16 protein-coding genes are annotated in these 17,253 nt (G+C 67.8%); 12 read left to right on the forward strand and 4 right to left on the reverse strand.

Features of this window, described 5'->3' with window-relative positions:
• Positions 1-18 precede the first annotated feature (18 nt).
• Genes E6C72_RS15880 through tauA form a run of 3 tightly spaced genes read right to left on the reverse strand, consistent with a single transcriptional unit; the run spans position 19 to position 2,775 of the window.
• Entirely contained in the window at positions 19-900 is an 882-nt protein-coding gene (locus tag E6C72_RS15880; protein ID WP_109443289.1) for an ABC transporter permease subunit, read from the reverse strand.
• Positions 897-1,721, reverse strand: coding sequence for a taurine ABC transporter ATP-binding subunit (tauB, locus tag E6C72_RS15885; protein WP_109443290.1), 825 nt, complete (start codon positions 1,719-1,721; stop codon positions 897-899). Before tauB ends, E6C72_RS15880 begins: the two co-directional genes overlap by 4 nt.
• A 46-nt stretch (positions 1,722-1,767) precedes the next feature.
• Positions 1,768-2,775, reverse strand: coding sequence for a taurine ABC transporter substrate-binding protein (gene tauA / locus E6C72_RS15890; RefSeq protein ID WP_109443291.1), 1,008 nt, complete (start codon positions 2,773-2,775; stop codon positions 1,768-1,770).
• Positions 2,776-3,064: 289 nt separating this feature from the next.
• Between tauA and E6C72_RS15895 the strand changes: the two genes are divergently transcribed.
• The 11 genes from E6C72_RS15895 (at position 3,065) to E6C72_RS15945 (ending at position 15,383) form a co-directional block, all read left to right on the forward strand.
• The gene (locus E6C72_RS15895) at positions 3,065-4,561 is read left to right on the forward strand and encodes a PLP-dependent aminotransferase family protein (protein ID WP_109443292.1); all 1,497 of its coding nucleotides are present in this window, start codon (positions 3,065-3,067) and stop codon (positions 4,559-4,561) included.
• 169 nt (positions 4,562-4,730) lie between these two features.
• On the forward strand, positions 4,731-5,684 hold the full coding sequence (locus tag E6C72_RS15900) for a LysR family transcriptional regulator (protein WP_109443293.1): 954 nt from the start codon (positions 4,731-4,733) through the stop codon (positions 5,682-5,684).
• Positions 5,685-5,843: 159 nt separating this feature from the next.
• The gene (gene dctP, locus E6C72_RS15905) at positions 5,844-6,869 is read left to right on the forward strand and encodes a TRAP transporter substrate-binding protein DctP (protein WP_109443294.1); all 1,026 of its coding nucleotides are present in this window, start codon (positions 5,844-5,846) and stop codon (positions 6,867-6,869) included.
• A gap of 13 nt (positions 6,870-6,882) precedes the next feature.
• Complete coding sequence (locus E6C72_RS15910) at positions 6,883-7,458, forward strand: TRAP transporter small permease (RefSeq protein WP_109443295.1); 576 nt, start codon at positions 6,883-6,885, stop codon at positions 7,456-7,458.
• Entirely contained in the window at positions 7,458-8,741 is a 1,284-nt protein-coding gene (locus E6C72_RS15915; protein ID WP_109443296.1) for a TRAP transporter large permease, read from the forward strand. Before E6C72_RS15910 ends, E6C72_RS15915 begins: the two co-directional genes overlap by 1 nt.
• An 85-nt stretch (positions 8,742-8,826) precedes the next feature.
• Positions 8,827-9,774 carry a hydroxymethylglutaryl-CoA lyase gene (locus tag E6C72_RS15920; RefSeq protein WP_109443297.1) on the forward strand — a complete coding sequence of 316 codons (948 nt, stop codon included), beginning with the start codon at positions 8,827-8,829 and terminating at the stop codon, positions 9,772-9,774.
• Entirely contained in the window at positions 9,767-10,990 is a 1,224-nt protein-coding gene (locus E6C72_RS15925) for a CaiB/BaiF CoA-transferase family protein (protein ID WP_109443298.1), read from the forward strand. The genes E6C72_RS15920 and E6C72_RS15925 overlap by 8 nt, the downstream gene beginning before the upstream one ends.
• A gap of 42 nt (positions 10,991-11,032) precedes the next feature.
• A complete protein-coding gene (locus tag E6C72_RS15930) occupies positions 11,033-11,617 on the forward strand; it encodes a gamma carbonic anhydrase family protein (RefSeq protein WP_109443299.1) in 585 nt (194 codons plus the stop codon).
• A gap of 714 nt (positions 11,618-12,331) precedes the next feature.
• Positions 12,332-13,765, forward strand: coding sequence for a cation diffusion facilitator family transporter (locus E6C72_RS15935; RefSeq protein ID WP_109443300.1), 1,434 nt, complete (start codon positions 12,332-12,334; stop codon positions 13,763-13,765).
• Positions 13,755-14,468 carry an MgtC/SapB family protein gene (locus E6C72_RS15940; protein WP_109443301.1) on the forward strand — a complete coding sequence of 238 codons (714 nt, stop codon included), beginning with the start codon at positions 13,755-13,757 and terminating at the stop codon, positions 14,466-14,468. The genes E6C72_RS15935 and E6C72_RS15940 overlap by 11 nt, the downstream gene beginning before the upstream one ends.
• Before the next feature lie 294 nt (positions 14,469-14,762).
• Positions 14,763-15,383: a helix-turn-helix transcriptional regulator gene (locus tag E6C72_RS15945; protein WP_109443303.1), complete on the forward strand. Its 621-nt coding sequence runs from the start codon at positions 14,763-14,765 to the stop codon at positions 15,381-15,383.
• Positions 15,384-15,474: 91 nt separating this feature from the next.
• Here the strand turns inward: E6C72_RS15945 and E6C72_RS15950 are convergent, their stop codons facing one another.
• Positions 15,475-15,810 (reverse strand): carboxymuconolactone decarboxylase family protein, encoded by a 336-nt coding sequence (locus E6C72_RS15950; protein ID WP_109443345.1) that lies wholly within the window; start codon positions 15,808-15,810, stop codon positions 15,475-15,477.
• 321 nt (positions 15,811-16,131) lie between these two features.
• On the opposite strand from E6C72_RS15950, the gene E6C72_RS15955 reads away from it, so the two are divergent.
• Complete coding sequence (locus E6C72_RS15955) at positions 16,132-17,085, forward strand: GlxA family transcriptional regulator (RefSeq protein ID WP_109443304.1); 954 nt, start codon at positions 16,132-16,134, stop codon at positions 17,083-17,085.
• The last annotated feature ends 168 nt before the right edge of the window (positions 17,086-17,253 follow it).

A 17,253-nucleotide genomic window follows, 5' to 3' on the forward strand; every position in this document is an offset into this window, starting at 1 on the left:
TACCTTCCCGGAGCGGAGTCAGACCTTGCCCTTCCAGGGCACCAGGCGGCGTTCCAGCCAGCGCATGCCGAACTCGAACAGGGCGGCGAAGGCGCCGATGACGAAGATCCCCATCAGCACGATGTCGGTGCGCAGGAAGTTGGAGGCGTTCAGCACCATCTGCCCGATGCCGGTGGAGGCGGCGACCATCTCGGCGGCGACCAGCGTCGTCCAGCCCACCCCCATGCCGATCCGCAGGCCGACCAGGATGTCGGGCAGGGCGGCCGGCAGCACCACATGCACCACCACCTGCCAGCGGCTGGCGCCCAGCGCCCGGGCGGCGTTGACCTGATCGGCGGCGGCGGCCGACACGCCGGCCCGGGCGGCCAGCGCCACCGGGGCGAAGCAGGCGAAGAAGATCAGCAGGATCTTCGAGGTCTCGCCGATGCCGAACCAGATGATGACCAGCGGCAGATAGGCCAGCGGCGGCAGCGGCCGGTAGAATTCGATGAAGGGATCCAGTGCGGCGCGCAGGGTCGTGCTCAACCCGGTCGCCAGCCCGACCGGGATGCCGATCAGCGCCGCCAGCACAAAGGCGCTGACCACGCGCAGCAGGCTCATGGCGATGTGCTCGGTCAGCGGCGCGCCATCGATGCGGCCGTCCACCGCGTCGAGGAAGGCCTGGAAGACCGTCCCGATCTTCGGCAGGAACAGCGGCTTGACCACGCCCTGGCCGGTCAGCGCCGCCCACAGCGCCAGTGCCGCCAGGATGGCCGCCATGCTGATCAGCGCCGGCTGGGAGCGGAAGCCCTGCATCCGGCGGCGCAGCCGGCTCAGCGGCACCATCCCGGACGGAATGCCGGTCAGCCCGGTGCCGAGGCTCTTGGCGGGTTGCGCCTGCTCCGTGGCGGTGGGTTTCATGCGGCCTCTCCTGTGGCGGCGTGGCTGCCGTGGTCGCTGCGCTCGTGCCCCTGGTCGCTGCGCTCATGGATGAAGCCCAGCACCCGCTCGCGCATCGCGATGAAGTCGGGGGAGGATTTGACCGACCGGGCGTCCTGCCCGGCCAGGAAGCGCCTGCTGAAATCGAGCGGGATCGTCTCGGCGATCCGGCCGGGGCGAGGGGTCATGATGATCAGCTTGGTCGCCAGGAAGATCGCCTCCTCCACCTCGTGGGTGATGAAGAAGGCCATCTTGCGCGTCTCCGCCCACACCCGCAGGATCAGCTCCTGGATCTGCTCGCGGGTGAAGGCGTCGAGCGCACCCAGCGGTTCGTCCATCAGCAGCATGCGCGGGTCGGCGGCCAGCGCGCGGGCGATGCCGACGCGCTGCTGCATGCCGCCCGACAGCTCGTAGATCCGCTTGTCGGCGAAGGACGCCAGCCCGACCAGCTCCAGCATGCTGCGGGCGCGGCGGCCGCGTTCGGCCTTGCCCATGCCCTGCATCCTCAGGCCGAAGGCGACATTGTCGGCCACGCTCAGCCAGGGCATCAGGGCGTGGCGCTGGAACACCACGCCGCGGTCGGCCCCCGGCCCGGTGACCGGCTTGCCGTCCAGCAGGATCTCCCCGTCCGTCGGCGGCAGGAAGCCGGCGATGCAGGACAGCAGGGTGGTCTTGCCGCAGCCCGACGCGCCGAGCGCCACCACGAATTCCCCCGGTTCGATGGTCAGATCGACCCAGGACAGGGCGACGGTGGCGCTTTCCCCGCCGCCATACTGGACGCTGACATTGCGGACTTCGAGCATGGCTGGACCTCCTGACGTGCGGGGGATGGCGCTGCGGAGCGGAGCGTTACTTCGCCGCCGCCTTGACCACGTCGGCGGTGACGAAGGGGCCGTAGTCGGGGGCCAGTTCGGTGACGCGGCCCTGGCTCTTCAGGAACTCGGCGGTCGATTTCAGCGCCTCGGCGGCACCACCGCCCAGCCACTCCTTCGACGCCTGCTCCTCCAGGGTCGGGAAGCGGTAGGCGGCCAGCCCGTCCGGCACGTCGGCCGGGGCCGCACCCGTCCATTTGGCGATGGCGGCGGCCTGCGGCGACGACGCGGTCCAGCCGGCGCCGGTCTTGGCGTAATCGGCGTCGGCGGCGGCCAGCAGCTTGACGAAAGTGGTCATGAAGTCGGGGTTGGCGGCCATGAAGGCCTTGGTGGCGACGATGCCGTCGAAGGTCGCCTTGCCCTTCTTGGCGAAGTCGCCGGCGCTGGCGATGACGGTGCCGTTCTTCTTCGCCGCGGTCAGGACCGGCGCCCAGATGAAGGTGGCGTCGATGTCGCCGCGCTCCCACGCCGCGGCGATTTCCGGCGGACGCATGTTCAGCAGCTTGACGTCCTTGCCCGACAGCCCGGCCTCCTGCAGCGCGTACATCAGCTGGTAGTGGGAGGTCGAGACGAAGGGAACGGCGACCGTCTTGCCCTTCAGGTCGGCGATGGACTTGATGCCGCTGCCGTTGCGGACGACCAGCTGTTCGGCGTTGGCGATGTCGTCCAGGATCCAGAACAGCGTGATGGGAAGCCCCTGCGAGGCCGCCGCGGCGATGGGGGAGGATCCCGCCTCGCCGATGTCGACATTGCCCGACGACATGGCGCGGATCACGTCGCCGCCGCCGCCGAACTTCACCCATTTCACGGCATAGCCGGTCTTCTTCTCCAGTTCGCCGCTCTCCATCAGGACGCGGATGGGCGTCATCATGTCCTGATAGGCGAAGGTGACGGTCTTCCCCGCGGCCACGGCCGGGGCGGCGGCCCCGAACAGCGCGCCGATGGCGACAAAGGCGGTGGCGAGCAGGGTCTTGCTGAAGGTCATGGCGGGGTCTCCGTCGAGGCCTGTGATCCGAGGCGGCCATTAGGACCCGGCCGCCGGCCCCGCCGAAAGGTCCAGATCCCCCCGGTTTGCGGCGGTGGCTGGTCCAGAGCCGGTTGCGCTGCCGCATCGCGCGCCATGTGGCGCCCGTTTGGGCAGGCGCCCGTCCGGCGGGCACCCCAATCGTCCGTCCGGCACGGTTCCGCCGCTCCGCCGGCCGGCACTCTTCTTGCTTTTCCGCATACCAGGGCAGGCAGCCCCACGCGGCGCGAAGAAGAAGGACGGTTGCACCATGCAGATCGACACCGCCTGGCGGCTGCTGTTCGGTGGAATGGAGCGCGACGCGCAGGGTCTGAGCGCGCGTGTCCGCGGCATCATCGCGGACGCCATCGAGACCGGCCTGCTGGCACCCGACATGCGGGTCCCCTCCAGCCGCAGCCTTGCCGAGGCGCTGGGCATCTCGCGCAACACCGTCAACGCCGCCTACCAGCATCTGATCGACGACGGCCTGCTGGTCGCGCGCGAGCGCAGCGGCTGCTTCGTCGCCTCGTCGGAGGACCGGCGCCCGGCTGGGCAGGCGGATGCCGCCGCGGACAAGGCCGGCGGCTGGGCGGCGCGCTTCGCCATCCGGCCGTCGCGGATGCCGCAGATCACCAAGCCGCGCAACTGGATGGACTATCCCTATCCCTTCCTGTTCGGACAGTTCGATCCCAGCCTGTTCCCGACCAACCCGTGGCGGGAGAGCGTGAAGGCGGCGTCCAGCGTGCAGGAGATCACCCGCTGGGCCCGCGACATGATCGACGACGACGACCCCGACCTGCTGGACCAGCTGCGCCACAAGGTGCTGCCGCGCCGCGGCATCTTCGCCGGTCCGGGCGAGATCATCGTCACCATCGGGTCGCAGCATGCCCTGTCGATGCTGGTGCAGCTGCTGGTCGGACGCGACACGCCGGTGGGGATCGAGAATCCGGGCTATCCCGACGTGCGCCACATGGTCGGCATGGCGACGGCGGACATGCGGGCGCTGACCTGCGACGGTTTCGGCGTCGTGCCGGACGCGGTGTTCGCCAGCCGCCGGGTCGCCTTCGTGACGGTCGGGCACCAGTGTCCGACCACCGCCGTGATGCCGATGGGGCGGCGGCGGGCCCTGCTGGACGCCGCCGCCCGCCACGACGTCGTGCTGGTCGAGGACGATTACGAATCCGACCTTTCGGTGGAGGGCGATGCCGATCTGCCCTGCCTGAAGAGCCTCGACCGGGCGGACCGGGTGATCTACACCGGCAGCTTCTCCAAGATCCTGGCGCCGGGCCTGCGCATCGGCTACGTCGTGGCGCCGAAGCCGGTGATCGACGAGTTGCGCGTTCTGCGCCGGCTGATGTTGCGGCACCCGCCGACCAACAACCAGCGCAGCCTCGCCACCTTCATCCAGCTCGGCCATTACCGCCAGCATCTGCGCCGGACCGCAACCGTGCTGGAGGAGCGGGCCGCGCGGATCGCCGACCTGCTGCCGGCGCTTCTGCCAACCTGCCGTTTCCGCCGCGACTTCGGCGCGAAAAGTTTCTGGATCGAAGGCCCGCCCGACTTGGACAGCCGCGATCTGGTTCGCAGGGCGCGCGAGCAGGGCGTTCTGATCGAGGCCGGCGACATCTTCTTCCTCGATCCGGCAGAGGGCCGCCGTTATTTCCGGCTCGGCTTCACCTCCATCGCCACGCACCGGATCGAGCCGGGACTGCGCCGTCTGGGTGCCCTGCTTCGGAACGAGGCTGTCTCGCAGGCTGCTGAAAGGTGAGCCGGTCCCGTCTGGTCTCGCGCCACGGCGAGCCGCTGGCTGATTTTCCAAATCACCACGCCGTCTGATCCAAGGTCGTGTCAGGTTTCGGTGCGTCCGCGTCGACCTCGCTGCACGAACACCGCAACATTCCACTTTGTCCGGCAAGGTGCCTGTGGGACAAAGCGGAATGTCAACGAAGCTGGACTTCCGCCGTCTCCGCTATTTCGTCGCCGTCTGCGAACTCGGCAGCTTTTCAAGAGCCAGCGAGTTTCTAAACGTGGCGCAGTCGGCGCTCAGCCAGCATGTGGCGACGCTGGAGGAGGATCTCGGCGTCCAACTCCTGGTCCGTCAGCCGCGGGGTGTCAGCCGGACCGAGGCCGGCGACCGGCTGTTCGCCCATGCCAGGGGCGTGCTGCACGCGCTGGAGCAGGCGGAACTGGACGTGCTGTCGTTGTCGCGGACGGTGGTGGGCCCGGTGATGGTCGGCTTCAACTATACCGCCATGGAGGCCATCGGCCTGCCCTTCATCCGCCGCGTCGCCTCCACCCTGACCGAGGTGAAACTGCGCGTGATCGAGGCGCACAGCGAGATCATGCACCAGTGGATGCTGTCCGGTCAGGCCGATCTCGCCCTGACCCTGGTTCCGCCCAACGACGACCGGCTGGAAGGACTGCCGCTGCTGGACGAGGAGCTGGTCTGCCTCGGCACCCGCGCGATGATCGGCGAGGGCGGCCCCATCGATCTGGCCGACGTGCTGCGCCTGCCGCTGATCATGCCCGGCCGCACCGCCGTTCTCCAGGCGTTGGCAAGCGACACCGACGTACGCAACGCCATCGCCGCCAAGGTCTATCTGGAAATCGAAGCCGCCGTGCCGCTGAAACGGGCGGTCAGCGCCGGGCTGGGGGTGACGGTCCAGTCGGCGGCCCTGGCCGGTGACGAGATCGCCCGCGGCGAGCTGGTGGCGCGGCCGGTGGTCAACCCGTCGATGAGGCGTACCCTGTATCTGGTGTCCTCGCGGATGAAGACCGCGTCCCGTGCCGTGGTCGAGGCGCGGCGGCTGATGATCGACGTGGTGCGCGAGGCACAGGCGAGTGGCCGCTGGCCCGGCCGGCTACGCGGAACCTATCTCGAAACCAGATAGATCGCTTCATTTCTTTATAATTTACGACACCGTCTCTCCGTGCTGTTCTGTTTTGCAGGCAAACAATCCGAAGGCCCGCAGTTGAACGGGCTCCGATTCCGGACCCGGCTTTCAAGCCCGCCGGAACGCCGCAACGAACCATCACGGGAGGTGCAGGACATGACGCCCGCCAAGACGTCGAGCCACACGAAGACCATGCTGTCGCTGTTCGCCGCCGCATCGGCCACGGCGCTGATGACGCTGCCGATGGATGCGGAGGCAGCGACGCGGATGCGGTGCAGCCACCAGCTGCCGCCGGGCCATCACATCGCCAAGGTCATAGACCGCTGGGCGGCGGAGGTGAAGACGCTGTCGGACGGCAATCTCGACGTCCAGGTCTTCGGGTCCGACAGCCTGATCAAGGCCAACGACAACATCCTGGCTGTCGCCAAGGGCGACATCGAATGCGCCTTCTCCCTGAATTTCCAATGGGGCAAGACGCTGCCGCTGATGAACGTCACCGTCGGCCCCTACACCATGTCGTCGATCGAGGCGTGGCGGAAATGGCCGACCTCCGAAGCGGCGGCCTTCCTTGAGGAACGCCTGCTGAAGAAAGGTGTGAAGAATGTGGTCTGGATGTTCCAGACCAACACGACCGTCTTCACCTCCAAAGGCAAGCCGTTGCTGAAGCCGGCCGATTTCCAGGGCCAGAAGATGCGCGGCATCGGCCCGGCCTTCGACCGCGGGCTGAAGGCGATGGGCGCCACGCCTGTCGCGATCCCCGGCAGCGAGGTTTATCAGGCGCTGGCGACCGGCGTCATCGACTCCGCCCTCACCGACGTCGCCGCCGCCTGGTCGCGCAAATACTACGAGGTGCAGGATCACATGACGGTGGTGCCGGTGCTGGCCGCCTATCTGCATGGCTACGTCAATCCCCGCTGGTACGACAAGCTGACCGACAAGGACAGGGCCGCCCTGAAGAAGGCTGGCGAGGATGCCGCCGGCTGGGCGCTGGACGCCTCGCAGGAGGCCGCCGCCAGTGCCCCGGCGGAGCTGGAATCGAAGGGTGTCAAAGTGCATATAGCGACCGCCGAGGAGAATGCCGCCTTCAAGGCAGCCATGGCTCCCGCCTTCGCCGAGGGCTTTGCCGACGAGACCGGCGCGGACGGCCGCAAGCTGCTGGAACTCGTCCAGAAGCTTCAATAAGGGAGGGCAAGCCATGAGCAGCATGTCCACCCCGGATGCCGTAACGCCAGTGAACGGCAAGGCCACCTCCCATGGCGCCCTGCGCCTGCTGACCACCACCGCATCGGCCCTGTCGCGCATCGGCGGCGCACTGAGCATCCTGCTGATCGCCATCGTCCTGGCCCTGACCACGGTCGGGGTCGTCGCCCGTTATGTCCTCGGCCATCCGCTGGAGGGGGTGGACGAGGCCTGCGGCTATCTGGTCGTCGCCATGGTGATGGCGGGTGCGGCCGAGGCGCTGCGCACCGGCCATCACATCCGCATCGACCTGATCATGGGCTTCATCGGTCCGCGCGGCCGGCGCTGGCTCGACGCCTGGTCGAACCTGGCGGTGCTGGTCTTCGCCGTGCTGCTGGTCCGCACGGGCTGGCACAGCGCCGCCTTCTCCTATGATTTCGACGCCTTTTCCTCGGGCCAGCTGGAGCTTCCGCTGTGGATCCCGCAGGCAACGCTTCCCATCGGCGCCGTCCTCCTGGGGGTCGTCGCCTTCGCCAAGCTGATCGCCGCCCTGGCGGGCATTGAATCCGACGAGCGGACAGGGGGCCACTGATGACGTTCCTGATCCTTGGCCTGCTGCTGCTCCTGCTGTTCAGCGGCATGCCGATCTTCGCCGCCCTCGCCCTCACCTCGCTCGGCGTGCTGGCCCTGTTCGAGGGCAGCGTCGACAGCATGGCCGACGCGGTGTTCGCCAGCCTGAACAACCCCCTGCTCGCCACCATCCCGATGTTCGCCTTCATGGCGCACATCATGATCAAGGCCAAGGTGGTCGACGATCTCTATGAGATGTCGAACACGCTGGTCGGACACATCAAGGGCGGACTGAGTTTCGCCACCATCCTGTCCTGCACCATCTTCTCCACCATCTCCGGCTCCTCGGTGGCGACCGCGCTGACCATCGGGTCGATCTCCATCCCGCAGATGAAGCGCTACGGCTATCGCGAGCGCGACACCTACGGGCTGATCGCCGCCGGCGGCACGCTGGGCATCCTGATCCCGCCGTCGGGGCCGATGATCCTCTACGCCATCGTCACCGACGCCTCGATCGGCGCCCTGTTCCTGGCCGGCATCATCCCGGGCCTGCTGATGGCGGTGATCTTCGCCGGCTACAGCTGGCTGCGGGCCAGGGGTCAGGACAGCGTCCAGTCGCAGCCCTGGCCAGGCTTCGGCATGATCGCCGCCGCCTTCCGCAAGTCGGTCTGGGCGGTGATGATGCCGCCGCTGATCCTGGGCGGCATCTATCTCGGCGTCTTCACCGCCGGGGAGGCGGCGGCGGTCGGCGCGGTCTATGCGCTGGCGGTGGCGCTGCTGGTCTACCGCAACGTCACCGTCGCCGACCTGCTGGACTGCGGTGTCCAGACGATGCGTACCAGCGTGATGCTGTTCATGATCATCGCCGCCGCCGGCATGTTCGGCCACGCCATCACCATCATCCGCCTGCCGGCGCAGATCATGGAGACGGTGGCGACGCTGGGCTTGTCGCAGAGCGGCTTCATCCTGGCGGTGATGTTCGCGATCTTCATCCTGGGCATGTTCCTGGAGACCATCGCCATCATCCTGATCACCACGCCGATCATCCTGCCGGTGATGACGGCGCTGGGGATCAACCCGATCTGGTACGGCGTGATGCTGATGATCAATTTGGAACTGGCGCTGATCACCCCGCCCGTCGGCATGAACCTGTTCGTCATCAAGGGCATCACGACGTCTTCCCTGGCGGAGGTGACGCGCGGGGCCCTGCCTTATGTGCTGCTGATGATGGCGGGCCTGTTCATCATCTGGCTGTTCCCGCAGCTGTCGCTCTGGCTGCCGCAGGCCGCCGGCTTCGGAACATAAGCGCCGGCTTCAGACCCACATTCCCTTCAAAGCCTTCCCCCGGATATGCGCCGTCCCGCGCGCATCCGACCGGAGATCCCTTGCCATGACGAAAGCCCCCGTGACCATCGTCGAGGTCGGCCTGCGCGACGGGCTCCAGATCCTCGACCGCGTGGTTCCCACCACCGACAAGCTGCGCTGGCTGGAGGCCGAGCACCGTGCCGGCGTCCGTCGGTTCGAGGCCGCCTCCTTCGTTCCGCCCAGGCTGCTGCCCCAGATGGCCGACGCCGCCGAGGTGGTGGCCGGCGCCCGCAAGCTGCCCGGCGTCATCGTCCACACGCTTGCCCCCAACCTGAAGGGCGCCGTGGCAGCTCTTGCCGCCGGCTCCGACGTCATCGTCCTGCCCCTGTCGGCCAGCGAGGCGCACAGCCGGGCCAACATCCGCAAGACCCGCGAGGAGTCAGTGGAGGAACTGGCCCGCGCCTGCCGCGCCCGTGATGAAGGCGGTTACAAGACCCGCATCGACGCCGGCATCTCGACCGCCTTCGGCTGCACCATCCAGGGCGAGGTGCCGGAGGACGAGGTGGTCCGCCTGTGCGAATCCTGCCTGGAGGCCGGGGCCGACCGCGTGGCGCTGGCCGATACCGTCGGCTATGCAGATCCCGCCCAGGTCCGCCGCCTCTACAAGCGGGTGAAGGACGTCGCCGGCGACCGGCTGCAAAGCGCCCATTTCCACGACACCCGCGGTCTCGGCCTCGCCAACTGCCTCGCCGTGCTGGAGATCGGCATCCGCGAATTCGACGCCTCGCTAGGCGGGCTCGGGGGCTGTCCACATGCCCCCGGCGCCAGCGGCAATGTCGCGACCGAGGATCTGGCCTTCATGCTGGAGGCGATGGGCTTCGATACCGGCATCGACCTGGACGCCCTGATCGAGGCGCAACGCCTGCTCGCCACCCTGCTTCCCGGCCAGACGCTGCACGGCAAGATCGCCGCCGCCGGCCTGCCCAAGCATTTCTACCAAAGCCGTTTCCACCGGAGCCCCGTCCATGCCTGACAGCATCCCCCTTCCCTTGGCCGGCATCCGCGTCGTCGAATTCTCCCACATGGTGATGGGCCCGACCTGCGGCATGATCCTGGGCGACCTCGGCGCCGACGTGATCAAGGTGGAACCGGTGACGGGCGACAAGACCCGCGCCCTGCCGGGGGCCGCCGCCGGCTTCTTCCGCACCTTCAACCGCAACAAGAAGTCGCTGGCCGTCGATCTGAACAGCCCCGACGGACTGGCCGCCGTGCACAGGCTGGTCGACACCGCCGATGTGGTGCTGGAGAATTTCCGCCCCGGCCTGATGGCGAAATACGGTCTCGATTACGCCAGTCTCTCGGCGCGCAACCCTCGCGTTATCAACCTGTCGCTGAAGGGCTTCCTCCCCGGACCCTATGAGAAGCGCACCGCGCTGGACGAGGTGGTGCAGATGATGGCCGGCCTCGCCTACATGACCGGCCCGACCGGCCGGCCGCTGCGCGCCGGCAGCTCGGTCAACGACATCATGGGCGGCATGTTCGGGGTGATCGGCGTCCTGGCGGCGCTGCGCACCCGCGACGCCACCGGCCGCGGCCAGGACATCCAGTCCGGCCTGTACGAGACCTGCGTCCTGCTGTCGGCCCAGCACATGCAGCAGTTCGCCGTGACCGGCGAGGCCCCGCCGCCCTTCCCCGAACGCATCGCCGCCTTCAGCATCTACGACACCTTCGAGGTCAAGGACGGCGAGCAGATCTTCCTCGGCGTGGTCAGCGACGTGCAGTGGCGGACCTTCTGCACCGCCTTCGGCTTCGACGACCTGGCCGCCGACTCCAGGCTGGACGGCAACACCAAACGCTGTCAGGCCCGCGACTGGATGCTGCCCGAAATCCGCCGCCGCCTCGCCGCCTACAGCAAGGCCGAGATATCCCGTCTGTTCGAGCGCAACGGCCTGCCCTATGCCCCGATCAACCGGCCGGAGGAGCTGTTCGACGATCCGCACCTGATCGAGAGCGGCGGGCTCGCCGCCATCACCACCGAAACGGGCGGGGAAACCCGCGTTCCGCTTCTGCCGCTGACGCTGGACGGCCGCCGGTTGGAACCGCGCATGGCGCTGCCTTCGGTGGGTGCGCAGAGCGCGACGCTGCTGGCCGAACTGGGCTACAGTCGTGCCGACATCGACCGCCTGCTCGCCGCCGGGGTGGTCGCTGACCCGGCAGCGGAGACGGAGGCCGAACGGCTCGCCTCCTGACCGTCGCCCAGCCACGGCAGGCCCGAAAAAGGGATAAGAAGAATGAGCACCGAGAGCGCAACTGACGCCGCCTTTGAAACCGGGGAGACCCTGCTCGCCCGCCATCCCGGCGCCATCATCCGGCCCGTCCGGGGCGTGTGGCCGCGCATCGCCGCCGACGCCCATGTCGCGCCCGGCGCCGTGGTGGTCGGCGACGTCACCATCGGGGCGGAGGCCAGCGTCTGGTACGGCTGCGTCCTGCGCGGCGACGACCACAGCATCACCGTCGGCCCGCGCACCAACATCCAGGACGGCACCATCATCCACGTCATGCTGAACGACTACCCCACCGTCATCGGCGCCGACGTGGTGATCGGCCATGGCGTGCGGATGCATGGCTGCACGCTGGCGGACGGCTGCCTGATCGGTATCGGCGCCATCGTGCTGGACGGCGCGGTGGTGGAAAGCGGCGCCATGCTGGCCGCCGGCGCGGTGCTGACCCCGCGCAAGCGCATCCCCGCCCGCCAACTCTGGGCCGGCAGCCCGGCCAAGCATCTGCGCGACGTCACCGATGCCGAGGTGGAGTTCATCGCCTTCGACGTCCGCCACTATGCCGGGCTGGCGCGGGCTGCGGCGGGACGTGGGTGACCGCTGCCGAGGGCGCCGATCGGATGGATGCCGATTGCGACAGTGATTGCGGAGATCGCAAAAATAAAAAAATCAACCCTGCTTTCTATTGGCCGCGAAATAGCCGCGGAAACCGCAATTCGGATTGCCATGCTTCCGTCTGCGTGTGCTGTTCGGCCAATACCGCCACTTTTGCCGGAGGAGACCATCGGCCGCGAATGAATGTATTTTCATGAACCCAATTTAAAATTCAGACGCTATACAGTGCAGTATTGGGGGATCGCAGTCCTCGTTGCTGCCGGCAAAAGTCGACCATGACGCTTTCATGAAGAGCGAAGGAACGCGCGCTCCCGCCCTTGACCTTGTCCGGCCGGCGGAGTAGAGGGGCGGCATCGTCACCGCATGATCGTTCCTGTCCGCCCGGCCCGCCGGGCCGGCGGCCGGATCGAAAAGGCAAGAGATGGACAGCCCCAGTAGTCGATCTACTCCCATACCCCTGACGACGCCGTTCGCGGGCTGATCTCTTGCGGGGATCCACCCGCGGCCCGCCGTCGTCGGGCCGATCAGAGGTGGACCATGGTGACGTTCCTCACCAGCCGGGTTTCCGTTCACCGCCGCCCCCACGGGCGCGCGTGCTTTTCCGTGACGGGCGATCTGCGCCCGCCAGGTCGCTGACCCCACGCCACTCTTCCTGAAAATCAGTATTGGCGGTTGCCGACCCCAGGGGAAAGAAGAATGAGCAGTGAAAAGGAAACCGTGGCACTCGGCTCCATCCTGGCCAGCGGGGCGATGACGGTGGGCAAGTTCGGCGTCGGGCTGTCGACCGGCAGTCTCGGGCTATTGTCGGAGGGGCTGCACAGCCTGCTCGACCTCGGTGCCACGGTGATGACGTGGTTCGCCGTGCGGGTCAGCGACAAGCCGGCGGACGCCGGGCACCCCTATGGCCATGGCAAGATCGAAAGCGTCGCCGCACTGGCGGAGACCGGGCTGCTGTTCCTGACCAGCGCCTGGATCGCCTACGAGGCGGTCCGCCGGCTGATCAACGGCGGGGTCGAGGTCGAGGCGACCTGGTGGTCGGTTGCGGTGGTGGTGGTCTGCATCGCCATCGACGCCTACCGTGCGCGCGAACTGTCGCGCGTCGCCAAGGAGACCCGCAGCCAGGCGCTGGAAGCCGACGCGCTGCATTTTTCCTCCGACATCCTGAGTTCGGCGGTGGTGCTGGTCGGGCTGGGGCTGGTGTGGCTCGGCTATCCCAAGGGCGATGCGCTGGCGGCCATCGGCGTGTCGGTGTTCGTCTGCCATGCCGGCTACCGGCTCGGCCGGCGGACCATCGACACGCTGATCGACGCGGCACCGGCCGGCACGGCGGAACGGGTCGAGGCGGTGGTGAGGGACCTGCCGGGCATCGCCGGGGTCCAGCGCGTGCGGGTCCGCCCGGCCGGCAGCGTGCTGTTCGTCGACCTCGACCTTCTGGTCGGACGGACCCTGACGCTCGACGCCGCGGCAGCGCTCCGCGAGCGGGCAATCGGGGCCGTCCAGGCCGAGATGCCCGAGGCCGAGGTTTCCGTCGCCACGCATCCGCTGGCGCTCGACGACGAGACGGTGATGGACCGTGTGGCGGTGCGCGCTGCCGGGCTGGGGCTGGCCGTCCACCATGTCACCGTCCAGCGGGTGAACGGACGCCTTGCGGTCGGCTTCGACCTGGAGGTCGACGGCTCGCTGCCGATCGAGGCGGCGCATGCGCTGTCCTCGCGGCTTGAGGCTTCGATCAGGGAAGAGCTGGGGAGCGACATCGAGGTCGAAAGCCACATCGAGCCGTTGCAGGAGAATGGCCAGACCGGTGTGGATGCCGAACCCGAACTGCTGCGGGCCATCGGCGCGCATCTCTCCGCATCCCTTCCGGTGACCGGTCCGCTGCTGGATGTCCACAATCTGCGGGTTCGCCGCAGCGCCGCCGGTCTGGTCGTGACCTTCCACAGCCATGTGGTGCCCGGCACCACCGTGGTGGCGGTGCACGATGCGATCGACGCCCTGGAACGCGACCTGCGCAGCCGTTGGCCGGACATCGTCCGCGTCATCGGCCATTCCGAGCCCGATCACGAAGGGCGGCCAATGCCGGGTACTGTTTCGGGCACTCTGCCGGGCGGGAGGGGGACGGATGCAGCTTGACCTGTCCGACGCCGCCGTCGCGGCCACCACCTTCGCCCGCTTCGCCCTTGCCTTCGTTCTGGGAGCCCTGATCGGTTTCGAGCGTCAGTACCGGCAGCGGACCGCCGGGCTGCGCACCAACGTGCTGGTTGCCGTCGGGGCGGCCGCCTTCGCCGAGATCGGCATGCGGCTGCTTGGGGCCGAGGGGGCGACGCGGATCGTCGCCTATGTGGTGTCCGGCATCGGTTTCCTCGGTGCCGGCGTCATCATGAAGGAAGGGACCAATGTCCGGGGCCTGAACACCGCGGCGACATTGTGGTGTTCGGCGGCGGTGGGGGCCTGTTCGGGCTGCGGCCTGCCCATGGAAGCGGTGATGCTGACCTTCTTCGTGCTGGCCGGCAACACGCTGCTGCGGCCGCTGGTGAATTACGTCAACCGTCTGCCGATAGACGAGCGGGTGACCGAGGCGCTCTACCGGGTGCATGTGGTCGCCAATCCGGATGGGCTTTCGGACGTGCGCGATGCCCTGGCCCGCGAACTGGAGGCTCTCGATTACCCGATCCGCGACATCGAGCAGCTGTCCGAAAGCGAGGAGCAGGTGGAATTGGCGGCGGCCCTGGTTCCGACCACCGCCAATCCCGGTGAGCTTGACCGGGCCGTTCAGAACCTGGAGAAGCAGCCGGGCATCCGGAGCGCGACTTGGACCGTCAGCACGACGACGTGACCGGTGCCGGCTCACCGGCACCCAGACCACCATGCTCCGCGGCCATAGCGACAGGGTGACCAGCGCGGCTTTGGGACGCCGTCAGATCGTCTTCCACACCCATATGGGGCGCATAGCCTGGATCCAGGGTCATCCTGATCGGACGTGGGAGGCCATGCACGAAGCGATGGAGCAAGCGCTGGCCTCCGGCCACATGCCCCCCGTCCGTCCGGCCTTTGATACCTGAGTATGGGTTCCCGCACATCCGGACCTCCGGCACTGTCGCCGTCACGGTGACCTGAGCAGGAGATCGACATGGGCCTGGCTGCTTCCGAGACGGTGCGTCCTCTTCCGGCTTTGGCAGCCCCGGCGTCCGTCGGCCAAGCGCGGGATGATGGCGACAGGCTGGCGGCGGCGGCCGATCGGCTGTTGCAGGTGGCGAACGATATGCTGGCGCCGGATCGGCAGTCGGTGGAGCATTGCCTGTCGTTGGCCCTGGCCCGGCTGCAGCGCGCCGGCGGTGAGCATCATCAAGCGTCCGATGCGCCGGATGACGGCGGACAGAAAGCCGAACCGGCGAAGGCCGGGCTTGCGGCTTGGCAAGCCCGGCGGGTTATCGCCTACATCGACGACCATCTTGCCAGCTCCATCCGCAACCGCGATCTGGCCGCGGCGGCGAAGCTGAGCTGCGGCTACTTCTGTCAGGCCTTCAAGGACAGTTTCGGCTGCCCGCCGCATGCCTACATCGTACGCCGGCGGGTGGAACGCGCGAAGGAACTGCTGGAAACCACGACCACGCCATTGTCGCAGATCGCGCTCGACTGCGGCTTTTCCGACCAGTCGCATTTCTCGCGCATCTTCCGCCGCGTTGCCGGTGAAGCGCCTCGGCTGTGGCGGCACAAGCGTCTGATCGATGGGGGCGCCGAAGAGGGGTAACGGGCTTTTCCGGCGCGGCAAGCCCGGCGGAAGGAGGGCGGCGGCTGCCCGATGGCCCGTCTCCCGATGGCCAGTCGCCGCCGCCTTCCGTTCAGCCGTGCGCGGCGTAGGCGTCCATCACGCGGGTGGAATAGACCAGCGCCGCCCCGGCGTTCAGTGCGACGGCGACGCCCAGCGCTTCGGCGATCTCCTCCTGGGTGGCGCCATGTTTGATCGCCGCTTCGGTATGGACGGCGATACAGCCATCGCAGCGGATGCTGACGGCGACCGCCAGCGCGATCAGTTCCCGCACCTTGGCGCCCAGCAGATCCTTCTTCTGGCCGGCGGCGCTCAGACCGGCATAGCCCCGCACCGTGTCGGGGCTGAGCTTGGCGATCTCGCCGACGCCGGTAAGGACCTGCTGACGGTATTCGTTCCAGTTGAGCATCATGGTCGTGTCTCCTCGCGGGTTCCGGTCCCGCTGTCGCGGGTGCCGGTAGGGTGGGATCACGCTACGTCCAGCCGGGGGCACGATATAGAAGGATGCACCCATCTTTTGGACGCCGTTCCGGGCACCTTACCCGGCCGCGGAGACACCGCTTTCAACCGCCGCCAGATCAGCCATGGCGCAGCCCCCGCGGGGCATGTCCGGAATCGTCGTATCTTTGACATTCCAGACGGCGCGGCTGCCGCATAGTCTGAGCACAGCCGACGCATCGACGAAGGGGCGGCTTATGGGCGAGGCAAGACTGGAGAGGCAGGGCGGAACATGCTCACCATCGGTTTCCTGGTGTTCGACGATTTCCAGGTGATGGGAATGGCTGCGCTTTCGGCGTTCGAGATGGCGAATCTCGTGCTCGGCCGGCCGGCTTATCAGGTCCATGTCCTGTCGGAACAGGGCGGTCCGGTGCGAAACTCGCTGGGTTTTGCCGTCGAAACCCAGCCCTTCGGCGACGGCTTCTTCGACACCACCGTCACCATCGGCTCGCTGCGGGTCAAGCCGTCCACCCCCGGCCTGCTGGCTTATCTGCGCGAGGCGGCGGGGATGTCGCGCCGGGTCGCCGGCATCTGCACCGGGGCCTATGTGCTGGCGGAGGCCGGCCTTCTCGACGGGCGCCGCGCCACCACCCATTGGAACCATGCCCGCAGCCTCCAGCGCCTCTATCCCGCAGTGAAGGTGGAGGAGGACCGCATCTTCAGTGTCGACGGCAATGTCTGGACCTCGGCCGGGATGACCGCCGGCATCGACCTCGCCATGGCATTGGTCGAGGATGATTTCGGCGCCGAGGTTGCCAAGGCGGTCGCCCGCAAGCTCGTCGTCTATCTGCGCCGGCCCGGCGGGCAGTCGCAATTCTCCGCCCTGCTGGATCTGGAACCGCGCTCCGACCGTGTGCGGCGGGCTTTGGTCCACGCCAAGGAAAATCTGAGGAACGGGTTGTCGGTGGAGGAACTGGCGGAGGCGGCGAATCTCAGCCCGCGCCAGTTCAGCCGTCTGTTCCGCCAGGAGACCGGCCAGACCCCGGCCAAGGCGGTCGAGCATCTGCGGCTGGAGGCGGCGCGCGTGATGATGGAGGAGGGGCGCCATTCGATGGACGTGATCGCCCGCGAAACCGGTTTCGCCGACCGCGAGCGGATGCGCCGGGCCTTCCTGCGCGCCTATGGTCAGCCGCCGCAGGTGGTGCGCCGCTCCGTCGAAAGCAGCCGCGTTTCAGCGCTGGACTAGACTTCGGTTCGTTCCCGGACAGTCGAGCCCTTGCTTAATACCTAGATATGGCTCCCGGAATATTTCCGGTGCGATAGATTTTCACATCATCGGACACGGCGTCTGTGCGGGGAGGACTTCACTTCCCCCGGCGCCCCTGCTTGCCCTTTTCAAACCTGAACGGACATC

Source organism: Azospirillum sp. TSH100 (assembly GCF_004923295.1).
Taxonomy (GTDB): Bacteria; Pseudomonadota; Alphaproteobacteria; order Azospirillales; family Azospirillaceae; genus Azospirillum.